Raw genomic sequence first — 17851 nt, 5'->3', positions numbered from 1 at the left:
TTTGGGAAAATTCCTTTGATCAAGCGCCTCATCATCGCCGCGATCCTCCTCGCCGTCGTCGTCGGCGGCATCGTCGGCTTCAACACCTTCCGCGATCGCGCCATCCAGCAGTATTTCGCATCCATGCCGGTTCCCTCCGTCACGGTGTCCACCGTGAAAGTCGAGCCGTCGACATGGAACCCGGGCATCGAGGCGATCGGCACGGTCGCCGCCTCGCGCGGCGTCGACCTGACCGTCGAGACCCTTGGCGTGGTCAAGGAGATCTTCTTCGATTCCAATCAGCGCGTTGCCGAGGACGAGATACTCGTGCAGCTCGACGACAGCGTGCAGCGCGCCGATCTCGAGGTGGCGCGCACCCAGTCCAGCCTCGACCAGCTGGCGCTGACCCGCGCCATCGAACTGCAGCAGCGCGGCGTCGGTTCGACGGCGACGCTGGACGCCGCCCGCGCCGCCGCAGAGACGTCGGCCTCCCAGGTCCAGAAGCTGCAGGCCGTCCTCGACCAGAAGCAGCTGCGCGCGCCCTACAAGGGGACGATGGGCATTCCGCGCATCGAGCTCGGCCAGTTCGTCCAGCCGGGCACCGTGGTCGCGACGCTGCAGGATCTCGACACCATGCGCGCCGACTTTTCCGTTCCGGAGCAGCAACTGTCGCTGCTGCAGATCGGTCAGCCGGTCATCTTCGGCGTCAACGCGGACAACATGCCCTTCAAGGGTTCGATCAAGGGCATCGAACCCAAGGTCGATCCGTCCAGCCGGCTGGTTGCCATCCGCGCAGAGATCTCCAATCCCGAAGGCAAGCTGAGCCCCGGCCAGTTCGTCCAGGTGCGCGTCGAGCTGCCCGAGGAGAACGACGTACTCGCGGTTCCCGAGACGGCCGTGGTCACCAGCCTCTATGGCGATTTCATCTTCGTCGTGAAGTCCGCGGCAGCCAAGCAGCAGCCGGCAGCAGACGCGGCTACGGCCCAGCAGAACCCGTCCGAGAGCGCCGCCGCCAAGACAGAGGAACCGGCCCTCACCGTATCGCAGGTCTTCGTCAAGATCGGCAGGCGCAGCAATGGCAAGATCGAGATCACCGAGGGCGTTTCCCCCGGCGATGAGGTCGTCACTGCCGGCCAAAATCGCCTGTCCAACAACTCGCCGGTCGTGATCAACAATTCGGTGACGCCGACGAACTCCGGCGCAGAGGCTGCCGCTCGATGAGCTTCTCCGACATCTTCATCCGGCGGCCGGTCCTCACGACCGTCGTCGCTGCCATGATCCTGCTCCTGGGCTTCCAGGGCATGTTCAATCTGTCCGTGCGCCAGTATCCCGAGGTCGAGGAAACTGTCATCACGATCACCACGACCTATGCCGGCGCCAGTCCCGAGCTGATCCAGGGCTTCATCACCTCGCCGATCGCCCGCGCCGTCGCCACGACGGAGAACATCGACTACGTCACCTCGCAGAGCCGGCCTTCGGCGAGCGTCGTGACGGTCCAGATGCAGCTCGGTTCCGACCCGGACGTGGCGTTGACCGAGGTGATGTCGAAGGTGCAGGGCGTGCGCGGCGAGCTGCCGATCGCCGCCGAGGATCCGGTCATCGTCAAGGGCACCGGCCAGCAGTTCGCGTTGATGTATCTGGCGATGCAGAACCCGAACATGACGGCCGAGCAGCTGACCGAGTATATCGAGCGCGTCATCCGGCCCCGCATGTCGACCATCGAGGGCGTCGCCGAAGTCCAGGTGCTCGGCGCGGCGGAATACTCGATGCGGGTCTGGGTCGACCCCATCAAGCTCGCCTCCCGCAACATGACGGCCACGGAAGTGCTTGCCGCCATCAACCGCGCCAACTTCCTTTCGGCGCCCGGCAAGACCAAGGACGAGTACGTCGCCTATTCGATCACGCTGCAGTCGACGCTCAAGACGCCCGAGGCCTTTGCCGCGATCCCGCTCAAGTCCGACGAGACGGGCGTGGTGCGCCTGCGCGACATCGCGCATGTGGAACTGGCCGCAGAGAGCACGGACACCATCGTCGACTTCGGCGGCGAACAGGGCACCTTCATCGGCGTGTTCCCGACCCCGGCGGCCAACCCGCTCGACACGGCCGCCGCCGTCATCGACGAGCTTCCGGCCATCCAGGAAAGCCTGCCCGACGGGATGAAGATCACGCTGGTCTACGATTCCACCGAGACCATCAGCGCCTCGATCAGCGAGGTTTTCAAGACCATTGCCGAGGCGGTGGCCATCGTCGTCATGGTGATCATCCTGTTCCTCGGGTCCTTCCGTTCGGTCCTGATGCCGATCATCACCATCCCGCTGTCGCTGATCGGCGCCTGCTTCCTCCTCTTCGTGCTGGGCTACTCGATCAATCTCTTGTCGCTGCTGGCCATGGTGCTTGCCATCGGTCTGGTGGTCGACGACGCGATCGTGGTGGTCGAGAACATCCACCGCCACATAGAGGAAGGCATGACGCCGATGCAGGCGGCCTTCAAGGGAATGTCGGAGATCACCGGCCCGGTGGTCGCCATGACGATCACACTGGCCGCCGTGTTTGCGCCGCTCGCCTTCACCGGCGGGCTGACCGGGTCGCTGTTCCGCGAGTTCGCGTTGACGCTGGCGGGCGCGGTGGTCATTTCAGGCATCGTCGCGCTGACCATCACGCCGACGATGTCGGCGCGCATGCTGAAGGCAGGCGGCCACAGCCGGTTCCAGTCGTTCGTCGACCGCACCTTCGACCGCATCGCCAACCGCTATGAGCGGCTCGTCTCTGGCTCGCTGAAGTACCGGCCGGTCACGCTTCTGGTCGTCCTCACCCTGGTGTCGGTGACCGGCTACATGTTCACCAAGACCTCCGGCGAGCTGGCGCCGGAAGAGGATCAGGGCGCCCTGTTCGCTCTGGTGCAGGCGCCGCGCTATGCGACCAGCGAATACACGGCGCTCTACACGACCGAAATCCGCGAACTGACGAAGGATCTCGAAGAACTCAAGGTGAGCTTCTCGATCGTCGGCATGGGCGGCGAGACGAATACCGGCTTCTCGATCTGGTCGTTCAAGGACTGGTCGGAGCGCAAGCGTTCCCAGAAGGAACTCCAGGCCGACATTCAGGCGCGCCTCAAGAGTGTCGCTGGCGTCGAGGCGCTGGTCTTCGCGCCACCGACGCTGCCCGGCACCGGCGGCGGCTTGCCGATCTCCATGGTCGTGCAGTCGACCGGCGATCCCAGCCAGGTGTTCGAGGTTGCCGAACAGATCAAGCAGAAGGCTCAGGCCTCCGGGCGCTTCATCGTCGTCCAGAACTCGCTCTCCTTCGACGCTCCGCAGGTGACCGTCTCGATCGACCGGGACCGCGCTGCCGCCCTGGGCCTGCCGATCAGCGACATAGGCACGACGCTCGGCTTGCTGGTGGGCGGCGGCTCAGTTGCGCAGTTCGACCGCGACTCCAACAGCTACGATATCATCCTGCAAGTCCCGGACAGGTATCGGCAGAATCCCGAGCGCCTCGGCGACTTCTTCATCCGCAGCGCCAGCGGCGAGATGGTGCCGCTCTCCGCAGTGGTCTCGATCGAGACCAACGCGTCGCCCGCCTCGATCGAGCAATTCAACCAGCTGAACTCGGCGACGATCTCGGCTCTTCCGTTGCCGGGCGTCACCACTGGCGACGGCCTCAAGACGATCGAGGACATCGCCCGGCCGCTGCTGCCGTCGGGCTTCTTCCTCGATTATTCGGGCCAGTCGCGCCTGGAGAAGGAGCAGGGTTCGACCATCGCCATCGCCTTCGCGCTCGCCGTGGTCGTCATCTACCTGGTGCTCGCCGCGCAGTTCGAAAGTTTCCGGGATCCGCTCATCATCATGATGTCGGTGCCGCTGTCGATCTTCGGCGCGATCCTGCCGCTCAACCTGGGGCTCGGCACGCTGAACATCTATACGCAGGTCGGCCTGATCACGCTGATAGGGCTGATCACGAAGCACGGCATCCTGCTGGTGGAGTTCGCAAACCAGCAGCGGGAAGAGCACGGCCTGTCGATCCAAGAGGCCATCATCGCATCGGCCAAGACGCGCCTGCGTCCGATCCTGATGACGACGGCCGCCATGGCGCTCGGCGTCGTGCCCCTGATCACCACCCAGGGCGCCGGCGCCGCCGCGCGCTATTCGATGGGCCTCGTGATCTTCGCCGGCATCCTGATCGGCACGACGTTCACGCTCTTCGTGGTTCCGATGTTCTACACCTACATCGCGCGTCGCGACCACGCGGCGCATGAAGAGCCGGTCGCGGCCGCCGAGCCCGCGCTGGAACACTGACGAAAACGAGGACGCGGCGCTTCCGACGCGCCGCTCCTCCTGTCAGGCTTCCGGGATGTTCTCGCGAAAAATTGCCGCCAGCCGGGGCGGGTGAGGATCGAAGGGGAGCCCGCGCACCGACTGGCTCAGGATGTTGAGCGCCTCGCGCGCCTCAACCCGCGGGTTCTGGTCGATCACCGCGTCCAGCGTGCCGTCCAGCAGCAGTTGCCGCGTGCCTTCCGTCGCCTCATGGCCGACGAAAACCACCGAATGCTCCCTGCCCCGTTCCTTGAGCGCGCGCGCAATGCCGGGGTTCCCCGCCCCTATATTGTAGATCGCGGCCAGGTCGGGATGCCGGTCGAGAAGCGCGGACGCCTCGGAATACGCCTTCTCACGGTCGTCGAGCATCTCGCGCAGTTCGACCACCTCGATCCGGGGAAACGCCTCGGACAGGATGTGGCGAAAACCCATCTCCCGCTCCTCGTGCCCCCGATAGGACCGTGAGCCGGCGAAGACCGCCGCCTTGCCCGATGCATCCCCCCGCATGAAGCGGCCGACCAGATATCCGGCGAGCCGCCCTGCAGCGCGGTTGTCGATGCCCACATAGGCGACGCGCGGAACGTGCAGGATGTCCGAGGCGATGGTGACCACCTTCACGCCATCGGCGGCGAGCGAACGGATCGCCTCGCGCACGGTGGGGTGGTCGAGCGCGATGACGCCCACGCCCTGCGTCTTGCCGCGCAGGTCAAGCAGCGCGCGCGCCAGCCCGTCGGGATCGAATCCCTCGATGGCTTCGACATGGACGTCGAGGTTTGGCCGCAAGAGGGCCTGCGCCTCGATTTCACGGTGCAGCATTTTGATGAAAGTGTTGGTGCCGGCCGGGAGCGCGAAGTTGAGCTTCACGACCTCGTCGGGGACGCTCGGCTGGCGGCCCGCATCATCAGGGGCCGGGGAGATATAGCCCAGCCGCCGGGCTGTCTCGACGACGATCTCGCGCGTCCGTGTCCTCACCCCGGTCCGGTTGTTCAGCACGCGATCCACCGTGGCGGGTGAAACTCCGGCCTCGCGCGCGACGTCGTTCAGTGTGGACCGCAAGTCTACGTACCCTTCATCTCGATCTCAGCACGGCGCATAGCCGTTTCTGATGTGAAATGATGTATCCGCCCTGACCTGACATGTGCGTTCTTGGTGAGGCATTCGGTCTCTTTGGAAGCAGGTGATGAGTGATCATGCTGTATTTTGATGTGTTATGACGTTGACAGCCTTCCGAGCGACCGTCAATATTCCTCATAGACCGTGAGGTCTGAGGGAGGAACATGGCAGGCCAAAAGTTCGCGCCGGACGTAAAGGTCCGGACACGGAAGTACAGGATCGGCTGCATCGGCGCCGGCATGATCATGGCGGAGTGCCATCTCGCCGCCTACAAGGAGGCCGGCTTTCCGGTCGTCGCCATCGCCTCGCGCACAAAGGCCAATGCCGCCAAGGTCGCGAAACGCTGGGGCATTCCGAAGGTCCATGAGACGCCGGAAGCGCTGATCGAGGACCCGAATGTCGAGATCATCGACCTCGCCTTTCCGCCGGACCAGCAGCCCGCGCTCATCCGGCACGCGCTGAAGCAGAAGCACGTCAAGGCGATCCTGGCGCAGAAGCCGCTGGCCCTCTCGCTGAAGGAGGCGATCAAGCTGCGCAACGAGGCCGAGAAGGCCGGCAAGATCATCTCCGTCAACCAGAACATGCGCTACGACCAGTCCATGCGCGTGCTCAAGCAGATCATGGATTCTGGCGCGCTTGGCGACATCGTCTTCGCCCAGATCGACATGCACGCCATCCCCCACTGGCAGACCTTTCTGGTGGACTACGATCGCCTGACGCTCTCCAACATGGCGGTCCACCACCTGGACGTGCTGCGCTTTCTGTTCGGCGATCCCGACGAGATCACCACGCTGACCCGCAAGGATCCCCGCACGACATTCGATCACTCCGACGGCATCACGGTGTCGACGCTGAGGTTCCCGTCCGGGGTCATGGCGGTGTCGCTGGAAGACGTATGGTCGGGGCCGCGCGAGAAGGGCTACGAGGACGACCAGCACATCAGCTGGCGGGTCGACGGCACGGGAGGCGTCGCCAAGGGCACGATCGGCTGGCCGACGGGCGTGGCCTCCACCCTCACCTATGCATCGACGAAGTCGACCAAGGGCAAGTGGGTGACGCCCCAGTGGGACACCATGTGGTTTCCGCATGCCTTCATCGGCGTCATGGAGCAGCTTCAGCACGCCGTGAAGTCCGGCGAGCCTCCGGCGCTCAGCATCGCGGACAATGTGAGGACAATGCAGCTCGTCGAGGCAGGCTATCGATCCATCGACAAGGGTCGAACCGTGAAGCTGTCCGAAATCTCGATTGGTTGAATGCGCACAGGGAGGAGTTTTCGATCATGATGCAGACCGGCATTTTCACGGGTTACTTCCCGTACGGCCTGGAAGAGACGGCGAAAAAGATCCGCGCGCTCGACTTCAACACCGTCCAGCTCGACCTCCACTTCAAGGACATCGACCTCTCGGCCGGCCAGATCACGAAGGACAAGGCGCGGAAGGTCCGCGACACCTTTCGCGACCACAACCTGCCGATCTGTTGCGTGTCGGGCTACACGAACATCGTGCATCCGGACAGGGCCGAGCGCGACAAGCGCGTCGGCTACCTGAAGGAGATCATCCGCAATGCGCGCGATCTCGGCAGCCCTTACGTCATCTCCGAGACGGGCACCTACAACACCGAATCCGACTGGGTGCATCACCCGAAGAACAAGACCGAGGAAGGTTTTGAGGAATGCCGCAAGGTCATCGCCGACCTCGCCCAGACCGCCTACGACCACGGCGCGATCTTCTGCCTGGAAACCTACGTCAACAACGTCGTCGGCTCCGTCGAGGAGACCGTGAGGATGTTCGCGCAGGTCGACCATCCGGGCCTTGGCCTGCTGATGGACCCGACCAACTATTTCGAGGCGCACAACATCGACAGGATGGACCAGATCCTGAACCAGGTGTTCGACACGCTTTCCGACAAGATCAAGATCGCCCACGCGAAAGATGTAAAACGCTCGGGCGATGACAAGGGCGAGAAGCACGACGACATCGGCGATGCCGACGCGATGGAAAGCCACACCTTCCGCGGCGTCGGCGAGATCGAGCTGCCGGCGCCCGGCCTCGGCTCGCTGAACTACGATCTGTACCTCAGGCGGCTGGCCGAGAAACACTCGAACATTCCGATCATCATCGAGCACTTGGCCGAGGACGACGTGCCGCGGGCCAAAAAATTCCTCGATGGCAAGCTCCGGGCGAACGGTCTCTGACGGAGGCGGCCATGGTGGAACTCTACGGAGAACAGCGCACGCGGCGTGACATCGACGCCAGCGCGGGTTCGCTCTCGCAGTTCGCCGGCGTCCGGCTGATGACACTGGGCGACGGTACGGAGCGCGGCGTCAGGATGCTGGAGTTCCGCACCGGCACGGGTTTGCGCTTCACGGTGATGGTCGACCGCGGCTTCGACGTCGCGGAGTGCGAGTACCGCGGCATGGCGATCGGCTGGCACTCGCCGGCCGGCTTCAAGCACCCCGCCTATCTGGACTACGAGGGAGAGAACGGCCTCGGCTGGCTGCGCAGCTTCTCCGGCCTGCTCGCCACCTGTGGGCTGGACCACATCCTGTTCAAGTATGAGGAGCCGGCGGACCATTACCAGTATCGCGGGCGCGACAGCGTCCCGCACGGCATCCATGGGCGCGTCGCCAACACCCCTGCCCGCCTGTCGGGCTATGGCGAGCGCTGGGACGGCGACGAATGCACGCTGTGGTGCGAAGGCGTGGTCAGCCAGGCGACCGTGTTCGGCGAGGACCTGCATCTGACGCGGCGCATCGAGGTGAAGGTGGGGACGAACGAGATCCGCCTGCACGACAGCGTGGTCAACCGGGGCTTCTACCGCACGCCGCATATGTACATGTACCACGTCAATGTCGGCCACCCGGTCGTGGCCGAGGGCTCGCGCTACCTCGCGCCGATCACCGACGTGGTGTGGGCCGCGCATGCGGGAGAAAACTACCGCAAGCAGAACGTGCCCTACCACACCATGCCCGCCCCCCAGCAGAATTTCCGCGAGCAGGTCTGGCAGCACGAGCTCGGGACGAACGCCGCAGGCGAGCAGCCCGTGGCCATCGTCAACGACCGGCTCGGCATCGGCTTCGAGGTGGTCAGCCGCAAGGACCAGTTCCCGTGCATGCTGCAATGGCAGAACATGCAGGCCGGCCTGTACGTGCTGGGCCTCGAGCCCTCCACCAACCATGTGCTCGGGCATGAGGCGGCGCGCGAGCGCGGCGAGATCATCTGGCTGGAGCACGGCGAGGAGCGCCGCTACGACGTCACCTTCCGCATCCTGGCCGGCGCAGACGAGATCGCCGCCGCCGAGACGCGCATCACCGGCATCGCCAGGCAGCCGTCGGAAGGCTTTCCGGAACCGTCCAACAACCACGTCCCGCTTGCCGGGCGTGGTGGCGGCGATACCGGCAAGGGCGGCGTTTGACATGGGGCTGCCAATGGCCTCTCAATGCTGGTCCGACCAATTTCGACCAACGTCCGCACCGGGCGTTTGCTCGCGGTCGATGTTTCAGATGCCGTCGCGATCCGAACGGAGGCGGGTCGCGCGCCGGCTGCAGCTGGAGTTCGTTCAAATGGGAGGAAGGCAATGCTGAAGAAACTGGGATTACTTATCTGCGGCCTGATGATGGCGCTGGCCCTGCCGGTCGCCGCGCAGGCCAAGACGCTCTACTGGATCTCGCATGGCGGCCCGGCCGATCCGGTCTGGACCTACTTCCTGCAGGGCGCGGAGATGTGGGCGAAGTCGACGGGACAGACCGTCAACACCTCGTTCCACAATGGCGACGTTCCGTCCCAGCAGGAAGCGATCCGCGCCGCGATCGCCGCCAAGGCGGATGCGATCGTGACGACGAGCCCCGATCCGGGCAGCCTTGTCGAGATCGTGAAGGAGGCAAAGGCGGCCAACATCCCGCTGATCAACTTCAACACGCCTGACCCGTCGGCGAACTTCCAGGCCTATGTCGGCACCGACCTCATCGTCGTGGGGCGAGGCTGGGCGCAGTATCTCGTCGACAAGGGTTTCGTGAAGCAGGGCGATTTCGTCTGGATGCCGGTCGAGGTTCCCGGCGCCAGCTACGGCGTCGAGGAGGAAAAGGGCATCAAGTCGGTGTTCGAACCGCTCGGCATCACCTGGGAAGTCACCGAGACGACGCTTGACCAGGCCGAAGTCATCACCCGCATGAGCGACTACCTCAACGCCAACCGCGCCAAGATCAAGGCGATCATCGGGCTCGGCGATCTGGCGACCGGCTCGATCAAGCGCGTCTTCGACCAGGTCGGCGTGAAGCCCGGCGAGATCCCGGTCGTCGGCTGGGGCAACTCGCTCGACACCACGGCGGAGGTCATGGAAGGCTACGTCAACGCCGCGCAGTGGCAGGACCCGCAGGCGACCAGCTACCTCGCCCTGACCCTGGCGCTGATGGCGACCGACGGCGTTCCGCCGGCCTTCAACATCATCACCGGCGCGCTCTACGAGAAGGACACCGCGCAGGTCTACGCCGACGTGATGTCGGGCAAGTAACGCGAGTCAGTCGATGTCCGCGGCGGCTCCGGTCGCCGCGGACGTTCCGAACAAGGAAACCGCCGCATGCAACCCGCCGACGTGGCTCAGTCTTCTCCCGCACGCGCCGGAGAGCCAACCCTGATCCAGCGCCTGTTCGCCAAGCCGGAATTCGGCCCGCTCGTTCTGCTGCTCGCCGAGCTTCTCGTCTTCACGGCCATCAATCCGCAGTTCCTCTCGGCGCTGAACATCAGCAACACGCTCGCCTTCTCCGTCGAGCTCGGCCTTGTGGCGCTGGCCATGACCTTGCTGATGACGTCGGGCGAGTTCGACCTGTCGGTCGGCTCCCTCTTCGGCCTGTCGCCGGTCATCATGTGGACGCTGTTCAACGCCGGCTCGCTGCCGCTCGAAGTGTCGTTCGTGGTGGCCCTGCTGGTCGCCGCCTTCATCGGCTGGGTGAACGGCCTGTTCGTCACGCGCCTGAAGATCCCGTCCTTCCTGGTGACGCTCGGCATGCTGCTGGTCGCCCGCGGCACGGCCCTCTTCATCACCGACGGCTTCCCGCAGCGCACCTGGAACTCGGGCGAGCACTGGCTGGCGCAGCTTCTCGTCGGAGACTTCTATGTCGGCCCCTTCCGCATCTACATGTCGCTGTTCTGGTTCATCCTCGTGGCCTGCGTGCTCGGCTACACGCTGACGCAGACCAAGTACGGCAACTGGATCCAGGCGTCGGGCGGCAATCCGAATGCGGCGCGCGCCCGCGGCGTCAATGTCGACCGCACCAAGGTCGCGCTCTTCATCCTTTCGTCCACGCTCGCGGCCTTCGCCGGCATCATCAGCTCGATCCGCACCTCGGCCGCCAACCCCAACAGCGGCACCGGCTACGAGCTGGAGGTGATCGCCATGGTGGTCATCGGCGGCACGGCGCTGACCGGCGGCCGCGGCACCATCATCGGCACGGTGATCGGCATCTTCATCCTGCGCGTCATGCGCAACGGCATCGTCATGATCGGCGTGCCCGGCCTCGCCTACAACATCTTCATCGGCGCGATCATCCTGGGCATGATGGCCCTGCATTCGGGCCTCGAACGTCGAAACCATTCGGGGAACTGAGCCGATGGCCGAAGAACTCGTCCGCATGGAGAACATCAGCAAGTACTACGGCCGCGTGCGCGCGCTCGACGGCGTGACGTTCCGCGTCTTCAGGAACGAGATCGTCGGGCTGCTCGGCGACAACGGCGCCGGCAAGTCGACGCTGATCAAGGTGCTGTCGGGAGCCGTGCGCCCGACCGGCGGCGACATCACCATCAAGGGCAGGAAGGTCGAGATCAGGAACACCACCGACGCGATCGCCAACGGCATCGAGACCATCTACCAGGACTCGGCGCTGGTGACGCAGCTCTCCATCACCCGCAACCTGTTCCTCGGCCGGGAACCCATCAAGGGCCCGCGTTTCCTCAACCGGATGGACCAGGAGGCCATGGAACAGGTGGCGCGCGACCTCCTGAAGCGGGTCGGCATCAGCAAGAATATCCCGCCGACGACGCCGATCGGCTCGCTGTCCGGCGGCGAGCGCCAGGCGGTGGCCATCGCCCGCGCCATGCATTTCGACAGCGACCTGATCATCCTCGACGAGCCGACCAACAATCTCGGCGTCGCCGAGACGCAAGGGGTGCTGCGCTTCGTGCGCAACGCGCGCGACTCCGGCCACTCCTGCATCTTCATCGCGCACAACATCCATCACGTGTTCCAGGTCGTCGACCGGATCGTGGTGATGCGGCAGGGCAAGATCGTGGCCGACGACATCGACCCGAAGACGACGACCGTGCAGCAGGTCGAGGAAGTGATCACCGGCATGTCGGAAAGCGAGTTGCGCCAGGCAGTGGCGCATTGAGGCCGCAGGAAACGCGCGGCGAAGCATGCTTCGGGCGGACCAGGGTGCTGCAACGCCTCCTCCGCCCGGGCAATGGAAGTGGAGAACAGCAATGGCTGAGACGACCATAGCGAAGAAGCGGGATTACAGCCTCGTCGGGGAAAGCACGAGACGTGCGATCGAGACCGGCCTCGCCTCGGCCGAATGGTATCATACCGATGTGCCCCGCAAGACGATGAAGGAGCTGATGAAGCGCTCCGATGGCCCCGCCATCCGCGACACCGTCATCTGGATCGCCTTGATCCTCGGCTCCGCGGCCGGCGGGATCTATTTCTGGGGCACCTGGTGGTGCGTGCCCTTCTTCCTCGTCTACGGCGTCCTTTACGGTTCCTCCAGCGATTCACGCTGGCACGAATGCGGCCACGGCACGGCGTTCAAGACCGACTGGATGAACGACGTCGTGTACCAGATCGCGAGCTTCATGCTGATGCGCAACCCGGTCGTCTGGCGCTGGAGCCATGCCCGCCACCACACCGACACCATCATCGTCGGCCGCGATGCCGAGATCGCAGTGATGCGCCCGCCGGATCTCCTCAAGGCGGCGCTGACCTTCGTCGGCGTCATGGATTTCCGCTACGCGCTGCCCGCCCTGTTCCGACAAGCGTTTGGCCGGCTGAGCGAGGATGAGAAGAGCTACATCCCGGAGAGCGAACGGCCCAAGGCCATCGTGGCGGCGCGCTGGCATGTGGCGATCTATGTCGCGACGGTGGCGGTCGCGATCTACACCTGGTCGTTCCTCCCGCTCATGCTGATCGGCGGACCGCGCGTCTACGGCATGTGGCACATGGTGCTCACGGGGCTGCTTCAGCACATCGGCCTGGCTGACAACGTCATCGACCACCGGCTCAACTCGCGCACGGTGCACATGAACCCGATCAGTCGCTGGATCTACTGGAACATGAACTACCATGTCGAACACCACATGTTCCCGATGATTCCGTATCACGCGCTGCCCAGGCTGCATGAGTTGATCAAGCACGACCTGCCTGACGCCAACCCATCGATGTGGCACGCCTACAAGGAGGTCTGGCCCGTCGTGTTGAGGCAGCTCCGCTACGAGGACTACTATCTGCGGCGGGAGCTGCCCCCGACCGCGCGGCCCTACCGCGAGGAGTTCCACAACCTCGCGATGCCGTCAGCGGCCGAGTAGGAACGATGCGGGCACGTCCCGCAGGTCTGGGCCGCCTGCCCCGGCCCCGAACACCTGAACCAACAACTATGGAATACGGAAATGTCAGAATGGGTTGAAGCCTGTGCCGTGGACGACGTGGACGAGGAGGACGTGATCCGCTTCGACCATGGCGGGCGAACGTTTGCGATCTATCGCTCGCCGGACGACGAATTCTTCGCCACCGAGGGCCTGTGCACGCATGAGAAAGTGCATTTGTCCGGTGGGCTGGTGATGGATGACGTGATCGAGTGCCCGAAGCACAACGGCCGCTTCAACTACAAGACTGGCCAGGCGCTGCGCGCGCCCGTCTGCGTCAACCTCAAGACCTATCCGGTCAAGGTCGAGGGAGGCACCGTCCTCATCGACATCGGCTGAACGCGCCGGCAGCGCCTTGAAGCGCATGGCCGTTTCGCCGAACCGGACATTTGGAACGCAGGGAGAAGTCTCATGAGCCGCAAGCGTCCGACAGTTGCAGACATTCGCGCCATGAAGGGAAAGCGGCAGCTCACCATGCTGCGCGTGATGACGCTGGAGGAAGCGGAGGCCGCGGAAAAGGCGGGGGTCGACATCGTCTCGATCCCGCCGGAACTGCTGCTCAACCCGCAGTACCGCGACGCCGCGCCCAGCCTCTTCTCCATGCCCGGCGACAACTTCTTCGAGTTCGGCTCGACCGACGACTTCGTGCGCTTCGCCTTCAAGCTCTACAAGGCAGGCGCCGATGCGATCTACTGCGCAGCGGGCTTCCCGACCGTGAAACGCCTCTGCGAGGACAACATCCCGATCATCGGCCATGTCGGCCTGATCCCGTCTCGGGCCACCTGGACCGGCGGCTTCAAGGCCGTCGGCAAGACGGCCGACACTGCCATGCAGATCTTCGAAGCCGTGAAGACCTATGAGAAGCTGGGCGCCTTCGGGGCGGAGATCGAGGTGGTGCCCGTCGAGGTCGCCGAGGCGATCTCGCAGCGAACCTCGCTGATCCTGCTGTCGATGGGCGCAGGCACGGGCTGCGACGCGCAATACCTGTTCGCGGAGGATGTGCTGGGAACCAACCGGGGCCACATGCCGCGCCATTCCAAGGTCTACCGCAACTTCGCCGCCGAATACGATCGGCTTCAACAGGAGCGCGTGGCGGCGTTCTCGGAGTTCGTGGCCGACGTCAACAGCAAGGCCTATCCCGAAGAAAAGCACATCGTCCGCATGGAACCGACCGAGCTTGCTGCCTTCATGGATAAGATCGAGCGAGCCTGACGCCCCGCTCTCAGGCCTCGAAATTTGCGGACGAATGTCGGCAGGCGTGTATGATGCGGCGCGCCCATATGGGGCGGGTCGGGAGCGTAGCGCGGCCCCGCCTGCCCATTCGCCGGTGTGAAAGGCGCGCTCAGACTTGCCGGCAACGCCGGCCGAGGGCAGTCATGCTCGACTTGCCGCAGGCAAGGAACCGGATGGTCGAAACCCAGCTCGCCGGGCGCGGAATACGCGATCCGCGGGTGCTCGATGCAATGCGCGACGTGCCGCGCGAAAAGTTCGTAGAGCCTGCGTTCGAAGAGTTCGCCTATGAGGACGGGCCGCTGCCCATCGGCGCCGGCCAGACCATCTCGCAGCCCTACATCGTCGCCCTGATGATCGAGGCCGCCGTGATCGAGCCGGGCGACCGCGTGCTCGAGATCGGGGCCGGCTCCGGCTATGCCGCAGCGGTGGCGAGCCGCATCGCTGAGCAGGTCTACACGATTGAGAGGATCGCTGAGCTGGGCGAGACTGCCAGCAAGCGCCTCGATGAACTCGGCTACGCCAACATCGAGCTGAGGATCGGCGACGGCACCAAAGGCTGGCGGGAGGCCGCCCCCTTCGACGCCATCCTCGTGGCCGCAGGCGCGCCCTTCGCCCCGCAGGCCCTGAAGGACCAGCTTGCCATCGGCGGCAGGCTGGTGATCCCTGTCGGCGACGCACCGCGCGTTCAGCGCCTGGTCAAGATAACGCGCACCGGCGATGCCACCTTCGACATGGTGGACCTAGGGGGCGTGCTCTTCGTTCCGCTGCTGGGCGAGCAAGGCTGGCCGGAGGACGACGACAGCCATTGGCGATAGCGTTGGTGGCGCGGCGGCGACGCACGAGCGCGGGCCAGATGCGCGCAGGGCCCAGTTTCGGAGGCTCTCGAAACCGGCTAGGCTGGCGCTGTCGTTGAGATATGAGGGACATCCTTGGATTGGCGGCATCGCCCTGAGCAGTCTCCGCCTGACCGGCTGGTCGACCGGCCGGATCTGAAGCGGCATCTGTCCGGCACCCACCGGGCAGCGCATCCCTCCGAAACTGTGATGCGCCTTCTGCCGCTCTGCGCGGAGATGGGCATCACCCGCGTGGCCGACGTGACCGGGCTGGACCGCATCGGCGTGCCGGTGGTGATGGTGTGCCGGCCCAATGCCCGCTCGCTCGCGGTTTCGCAGGGCAAAGGCGTCGATCTCGACGCGGCGCGCGCCTCCGGCCTCATGGAGGCGATCGAGCTCCATCATGCCGAGCACATCGAACTGCCGCTGCGACTGGGAAGCTTGGCGCAGCTGGAACGATCGCTGGATCTTGCGGATGTCTCCCGACTGGCCCGCGTCGCCGGCAACCGTTTTGCCCCCAATCTCGAGATGCTGTGGATCGAGGGGCGCGATCTGGTTTCAGACGAGCCGCGCTGGCTGCCCTACGAGTGCGTCCATACGAACTTCACCCTGCCCTTTCCGACGGGCAGCGGCTGCTTCGACTTCAGCAGCAACGGCCTGGCCTCCGGCAACACGCACGAGGAAGCGCTTTGCCACGCAATCTGCGAGGTGATCGAGCGCGACGCCACGACGCTCTGGAACCGCATGCCGGCGAGGACGCGCGCCGCCACCGGGCTCGACCTCGGGAGCGTCGGCGACGGGAATTGCCGCGAGGTGCTGGCTCGCCTGCGTTGCGCGGAGTTCGAGATCGCCGCCTGGGAGACGACGTCCGACGTCGGGGTGCCCGCCTTCTTTTGCATGATCACGGATCGCCGCGATCCGGCCAGTCATCATGGCATCGGCGCCGGCTCGCATCTGGCCCCGAACATCGCTTTGCTGCGGGCTCTCACCGAAGCGGTCCAGGTGCGCACGACCTACATCTCCGGCACGCGCGACGACCTTCTGCCAGTGGAATTCGGCGAACGGCAGCGCGCCGCGCGGCGGCAGGGCGCCGCCCGGCTGATGTCCGAGCATTCGCCAATCAGGGATTTTGCCGCTGTCGCCGACCGGTCCCTGGCCGACTTTTCCTCGGATCTCGCGCGGCTGATCGAACGTCTGCGCGCCGTCGGCATCGATGAGGTCGTCGCCGTCGATCTGAGCAAGGAGAACTTCCGTATCCCGGTGATGCGCGTCGTCATTCCTGGGCTCGAGGCGCCGGACGACCATGACGCCTACGTGCCCGGCGCAAGGGCGCGAAACCTGCTGGGGGCGCAGGGATGAGCGTCATCGTCTTCAACGGCCCCACCCTGGCGCCGGCCGACTGCCAGCGGTTCCCCGAATTCGAATTCCGCCCGCCCGTGCAGCAGGGCGACGTGTTTGCAGCGACCCGCGAGAACCCGAGCGTCATCGGCATCGTCGACGGCTATTTCGACGGGCATCCCGCCGTTTGGCACAAGGAAATCCTGTGGGCGCTCAGCAAGGGCATTGCGGTTTTCGGCGCATCCAGCATGGGCGCGCTGCGTGCGGCGGAGCTGCACACGTTCGGAATGCGCGGCGTCGGCTGGATCTTCGAGGCGTATCGCGACGGTGTCCTGACGGATGACGACGAGGTGGCGCTGATTCATGGCCCGGCGGAGACGAGCTACCTGAAGCTCAGCGAGCCGATGGTCAACATCCGCGCAACCCTGCAGCGCGCGGTTCGCGAAGGTTCGGTCGACCAACCGACCGCCGATCGCCTCATGGCGGGTGCCAAAGCGCGCTTCTATCAGGATCGCAGCTGGGCCGACGTGCTCGAACAGTTCGATCCGGGCGACCCGGCGCGCGAACCCTTCGAAACCTGGCTGACGACCGGCAAGGTTGACCAGAAGCGCGCCGACGCCCTGTCGATGCTCGAAGCCATTCAGGCATTCTGCCGACACCCGTCGCTTTACGAACCGCCGGGCTTTGCGTTCGAATGGACGGAAAGCTGGAACAACGCGCCCTGGCGGACTGCGGCGCAGAGCGGTGGCGAGGAATCGTCCAAGGCCGACGAGGCCATTCTCGACGAGATCCGCCTGGAGGGCAGCTACGGGCGGCTGCGGCGCGACGCGCTGCTGCGGCTGCTGGCCCGCGAAGCGCTTGCCGCGCAAGACACCGAACCGGAACGGCGCGCGATCGCTCGGGAGACCAATTCGTTCCGTATGCAGCGCGGTCTGTTCCGCCAGAACGATCTCATCGGCTGGTGCGAGGGAAATGGCATGAGTGCGGCTGGGTTCGAGCGCATGATGGCCGACAGGGCTGCTGTCGAACGGCTTGCCAGTATGCGCGACATCGAACTGCGCAGGGAGATCCTCGACCGTGCGCGGGAAATCGATGCCTTCGCAAAACTGCGCAATCGCGCCTGGGCCAAACAGGAAACGGCCAGCACATCCCTCACTAGAGTTCCTCATCCTGTCCTCCTGTCGTGGTATTTCGACAAGCGGATGGGCATTCCGGTTCCGGATAACTTGGCTGACTACGTCTCTGCCCTGGGCATTGACGACGTGGACCACTTTTATGACTTGCTGGCGGCCGAATATGCTTTCGTCGCGGCAGAAACTGTGTGGAATGTCACTGGTGCAAAGGCAAAAACGCCGATAGTCTGACGCAGCGGCAGTTTTCGCAGCGGCCGCCGATGTGAATTGCATGCTTCCGC

The 17851-nt window shown here is 64.9% G+C and carries 14 protein-coding genes and 1 pseudogene; 14 read left to right on the top strand and 1 reads right to left on the bottom strand.

The genetic code is table 11. The features are described 5' to 3' along the window. The first annotated feature begins 15 nt into the window (after nt 1-15). Nucleotides 16-1200, top strand: coding sequence for an efflux RND transporter periplasmic adaptor subunit (locus PD284_RS11085; protein ID WP_274628257.1), 1185 nt, complete (start codon nt 16-18; stop codon nt 1198-1200). After that, nucleotides 1197-4274, top strand: coding sequence for an efflux RND transporter permease subunit (locus PD284_RS11080; protein WP_274628256.1), 3078 nt, complete (start codon nt 1197-1199; stop codon nt 4272-4274). The genes PD284_RS11085 and PD284_RS11080 overlap by 4 nt, the downstream gene beginning before the upstream one ends. Before the next feature lie 42 nt (nt 4275-4316). Here PD284_RS11080 and PD284_RS11075 read toward each other — a convergent pair whose 3' ends face one another. Continuing rightward, a complete protein-coding gene (locus PD284_RS11075; RefSeq protein ID WP_274628255.1) occupies nt 4317-5348 on the bottom strand; it encodes a LacI family DNA-binding transcriptional regulator in 1032 nt (343 codons plus the stop codon). Nucleotides 5349-5569: 221 nt separating this feature from the next. Between PD284_RS11075 and PD284_RS11070 the strand changes: the two genes are divergently transcribed. The 12 genes and pseudogenes from PD284_RS11070 (at nt 5570) to PD284_RS11015 (ending at nt 17801) form a co-directional block, all read left to right on the top strand. Continuing rightward, nucleotides 5570-6658 (top strand): Gfo/Idh/MocA family protein, encoded by a 1089-nt coding sequence (locus PD284_RS11070; RefSeq protein ID WP_274628254.1) that lies wholly within the window; start codon nt 5570-5572, stop codon nt 6656-6658. Between the two features lie 26 nt (nt 6659-6684). Next, nucleotides 6685-7599 (top strand): sugar phosphate isomerase/epimerase family protein, encoded by a 915-nt coding sequence (locus tag PD284_RS11065; RefSeq protein ID WP_274628253.1) that lies wholly within the window; start codon nt 6685-6687, stop codon nt 7597-7599. An 11-nt stretch (nt 7600-7610) separates the two neighbouring features. Next, nucleotides 7611-8819, top strand: a complete 1209-nt coding sequence (locus tag PD284_RS11060; protein WP_274628252.1) for an aldose 1-epimerase family protein — start codon at nt 7611-7613, stop codon at nt 8817-8819. A 162-nt stretch (nt 8820-8981) separates the two neighbouring features. Then, nucleotides 8982-9914 carry a substrate-binding domain-containing protein gene (locus PD284_RS11055; RefSeq protein WP_274628251.1) on the top strand — a complete coding sequence of 311 codons (933 nt, stop codon included), beginning with the start codon at nt 8982-8984 and terminating at the stop codon, nt 9912-9914. A 66-nt stretch (nt 9915-9980) separates the two neighbouring features. Beyond that, nucleotides 9981-11006, top strand: coding sequence for an ABC transporter permease (locus PD284_RS11050; RefSeq protein ID WP_274628250.1), 1026 nt, complete (start codon nt 9981-9983; stop codon nt 11004-11006). A gap of 4 nt (nt 11007-11010) precedes the next feature. Continuing rightward, nucleotides 11011-11787, top strand: coding sequence for an ATP-binding cassette domain-containing protein (locus tag PD284_RS11045; protein ID WP_274628249.1), 777 nt, complete (start codon nt 11011-11013; stop codon nt 11785-11787). Between the two features lie 91 nt (nt 11788-11878). Continuing rightward, a complete protein-coding gene (locus PD284_RS11040) occupies nt 11879-12976 on the top strand; it encodes a fatty acid desaturase family protein (protein WP_274628248.1) in 1098 nt (365 codons plus the stop codon). 81 nt (nt 12977-13057) lie between these two features. Further along, on the top strand, nt 13058-13372 hold the full coding sequence (locus tag PD284_RS11035) for a MocE family 2Fe-2S type ferredoxin (protein WP_274628247.1): 315 nt from the start codon (nt 13058-13060) through the stop codon (nt 13370-13372). A 72-nt stretch (nt 13373-13444) separates the two neighbouring features. Next, nucleotides 13445-14245: a 3-methyl-2-oxobutanoate hydroxymethyltransferase gene (locus PD284_RS11030; RefSeq protein WP_274628246.1), complete on the top strand. Its 801-nt coding sequence runs from the start codon at nt 13445-13447 to the stop codon at nt 14243-14245. A gap of 164 nt (nt 14246-14409) precedes the next feature. Further along, a pseudogene (locus tag PD284_RS11025) lies at nt 14410-15060 on the top strand (protein-L-isoaspartate(D-aspartate) O-methyltransferase); the annotation flags it as partial. 135 nt (nt 15061-15195) lie between these two features. Continuing rightward, on the top strand, nt 15196-16458 hold the full coding sequence (locus tag PD284_RS11020; RefSeq protein ID WP_274628245.1) for a YcaO-like family protein: 1263 nt from the start codon (nt 15196-15198) through the stop codon (nt 16456-16458). Then, nucleotides 16455-17801, top strand: a complete 1347-nt coding sequence (locus PD284_RS11015; RefSeq protein ID WP_274628244.1) for a TfuA-like protein — start codon at nt 16455-16457, stop codon at nt 17799-17801. Before PD284_RS11020 ends, PD284_RS11015 begins: the two co-directional genes overlap by 4 nt. The last annotated feature ends 50 nt before the right edge of the window (nt 17802-17851 follow it).

This window comes from Mesorhizobium shangrilense, assembly GCF_028826155.1.
In the GTDB taxonomy this organism is placed as follows: Bacteria; Pseudomonadota; Alphaproteobacteria; order Rhizobiales; family Rhizobiaceae; genus Arvimicrobium; species Arvimicrobium flavum.
This window is presented reverse-complemented; position numbering and strand designations above follow the sequence as displayed.

Coding starts and splice junctions, on each gene's coding strand:
- PD284_RS11080 (WP_274628256.1), top strand. CDS start 1,197: ATGAGCTTCTCCGACATCTTCATCCGGCGGCCGGTCCTCACGACCGTC.
- PD284_RS11070 (WP_274628254.1), top strand. CDS start 5,570: ATGGCAGGCCAAAAGTTCGCGCCGGACGTAAAGGTCCGGACACGGAAG.
- PD284_RS11065 (WP_274628253.1), top strand. CDS start 6,685: ATGATGCAGACCGGCATTTTCACGGGTTACTTCCCGTACGGCCTGGAA.
- PD284_RS11060 (WP_274628252.1), top strand. CDS start 7,611: ATGGTGGAACTCTACGGAGAACAGCGCACGCGGCGTGACATCGACGCC.
- PD284_RS11055 (WP_274628251.1), top strand. CDS start 8,982: ATGCTGAAGAAACTGGGATTACTTATCTGCGGCCTGATGATGGCGCTG.
- PD284_RS11050 (WP_274628250.1), top strand. CDS start 9,981: ATGCAACCCGCCGACGTGGCTCAGTCTTCTCCCGCACGCGCCGGAGAG.
- PD284_RS11045 (WP_274628249.1), top strand. CDS start 11,011: ATGGCCGAAGAACTCGTCCGCATGGAGAACATCAGCAAGTACTACGGC.
- PD284_RS11040 (WP_274628248.1), top strand. CDS start 11,879: ATGGCTGAGACGACCATAGCGAAGAAGCGGGATTACAGCCTCGTCGGG.
- PD284_RS11035 (WP_274628247.1), top strand. CDS start 13,058: ATGTCAGAATGGGTTGAAGCCTGTGCCGTGGACGACGTGGACGAGGAG.
- PD284_RS11030 (WP_274628246.1), top strand. CDS start 13,445: ATGAGCCGCAAGCGTCCGACAGTTGCAGACATTCGCGCCATGAAGGGA.
- PD284_RS11015 (WP_274628244.1), top strand. CDS start 16,455: ATGAGCGTCATCGTCTTCAACGGCCCCACCCTGGCGCCGGCCGACTGC.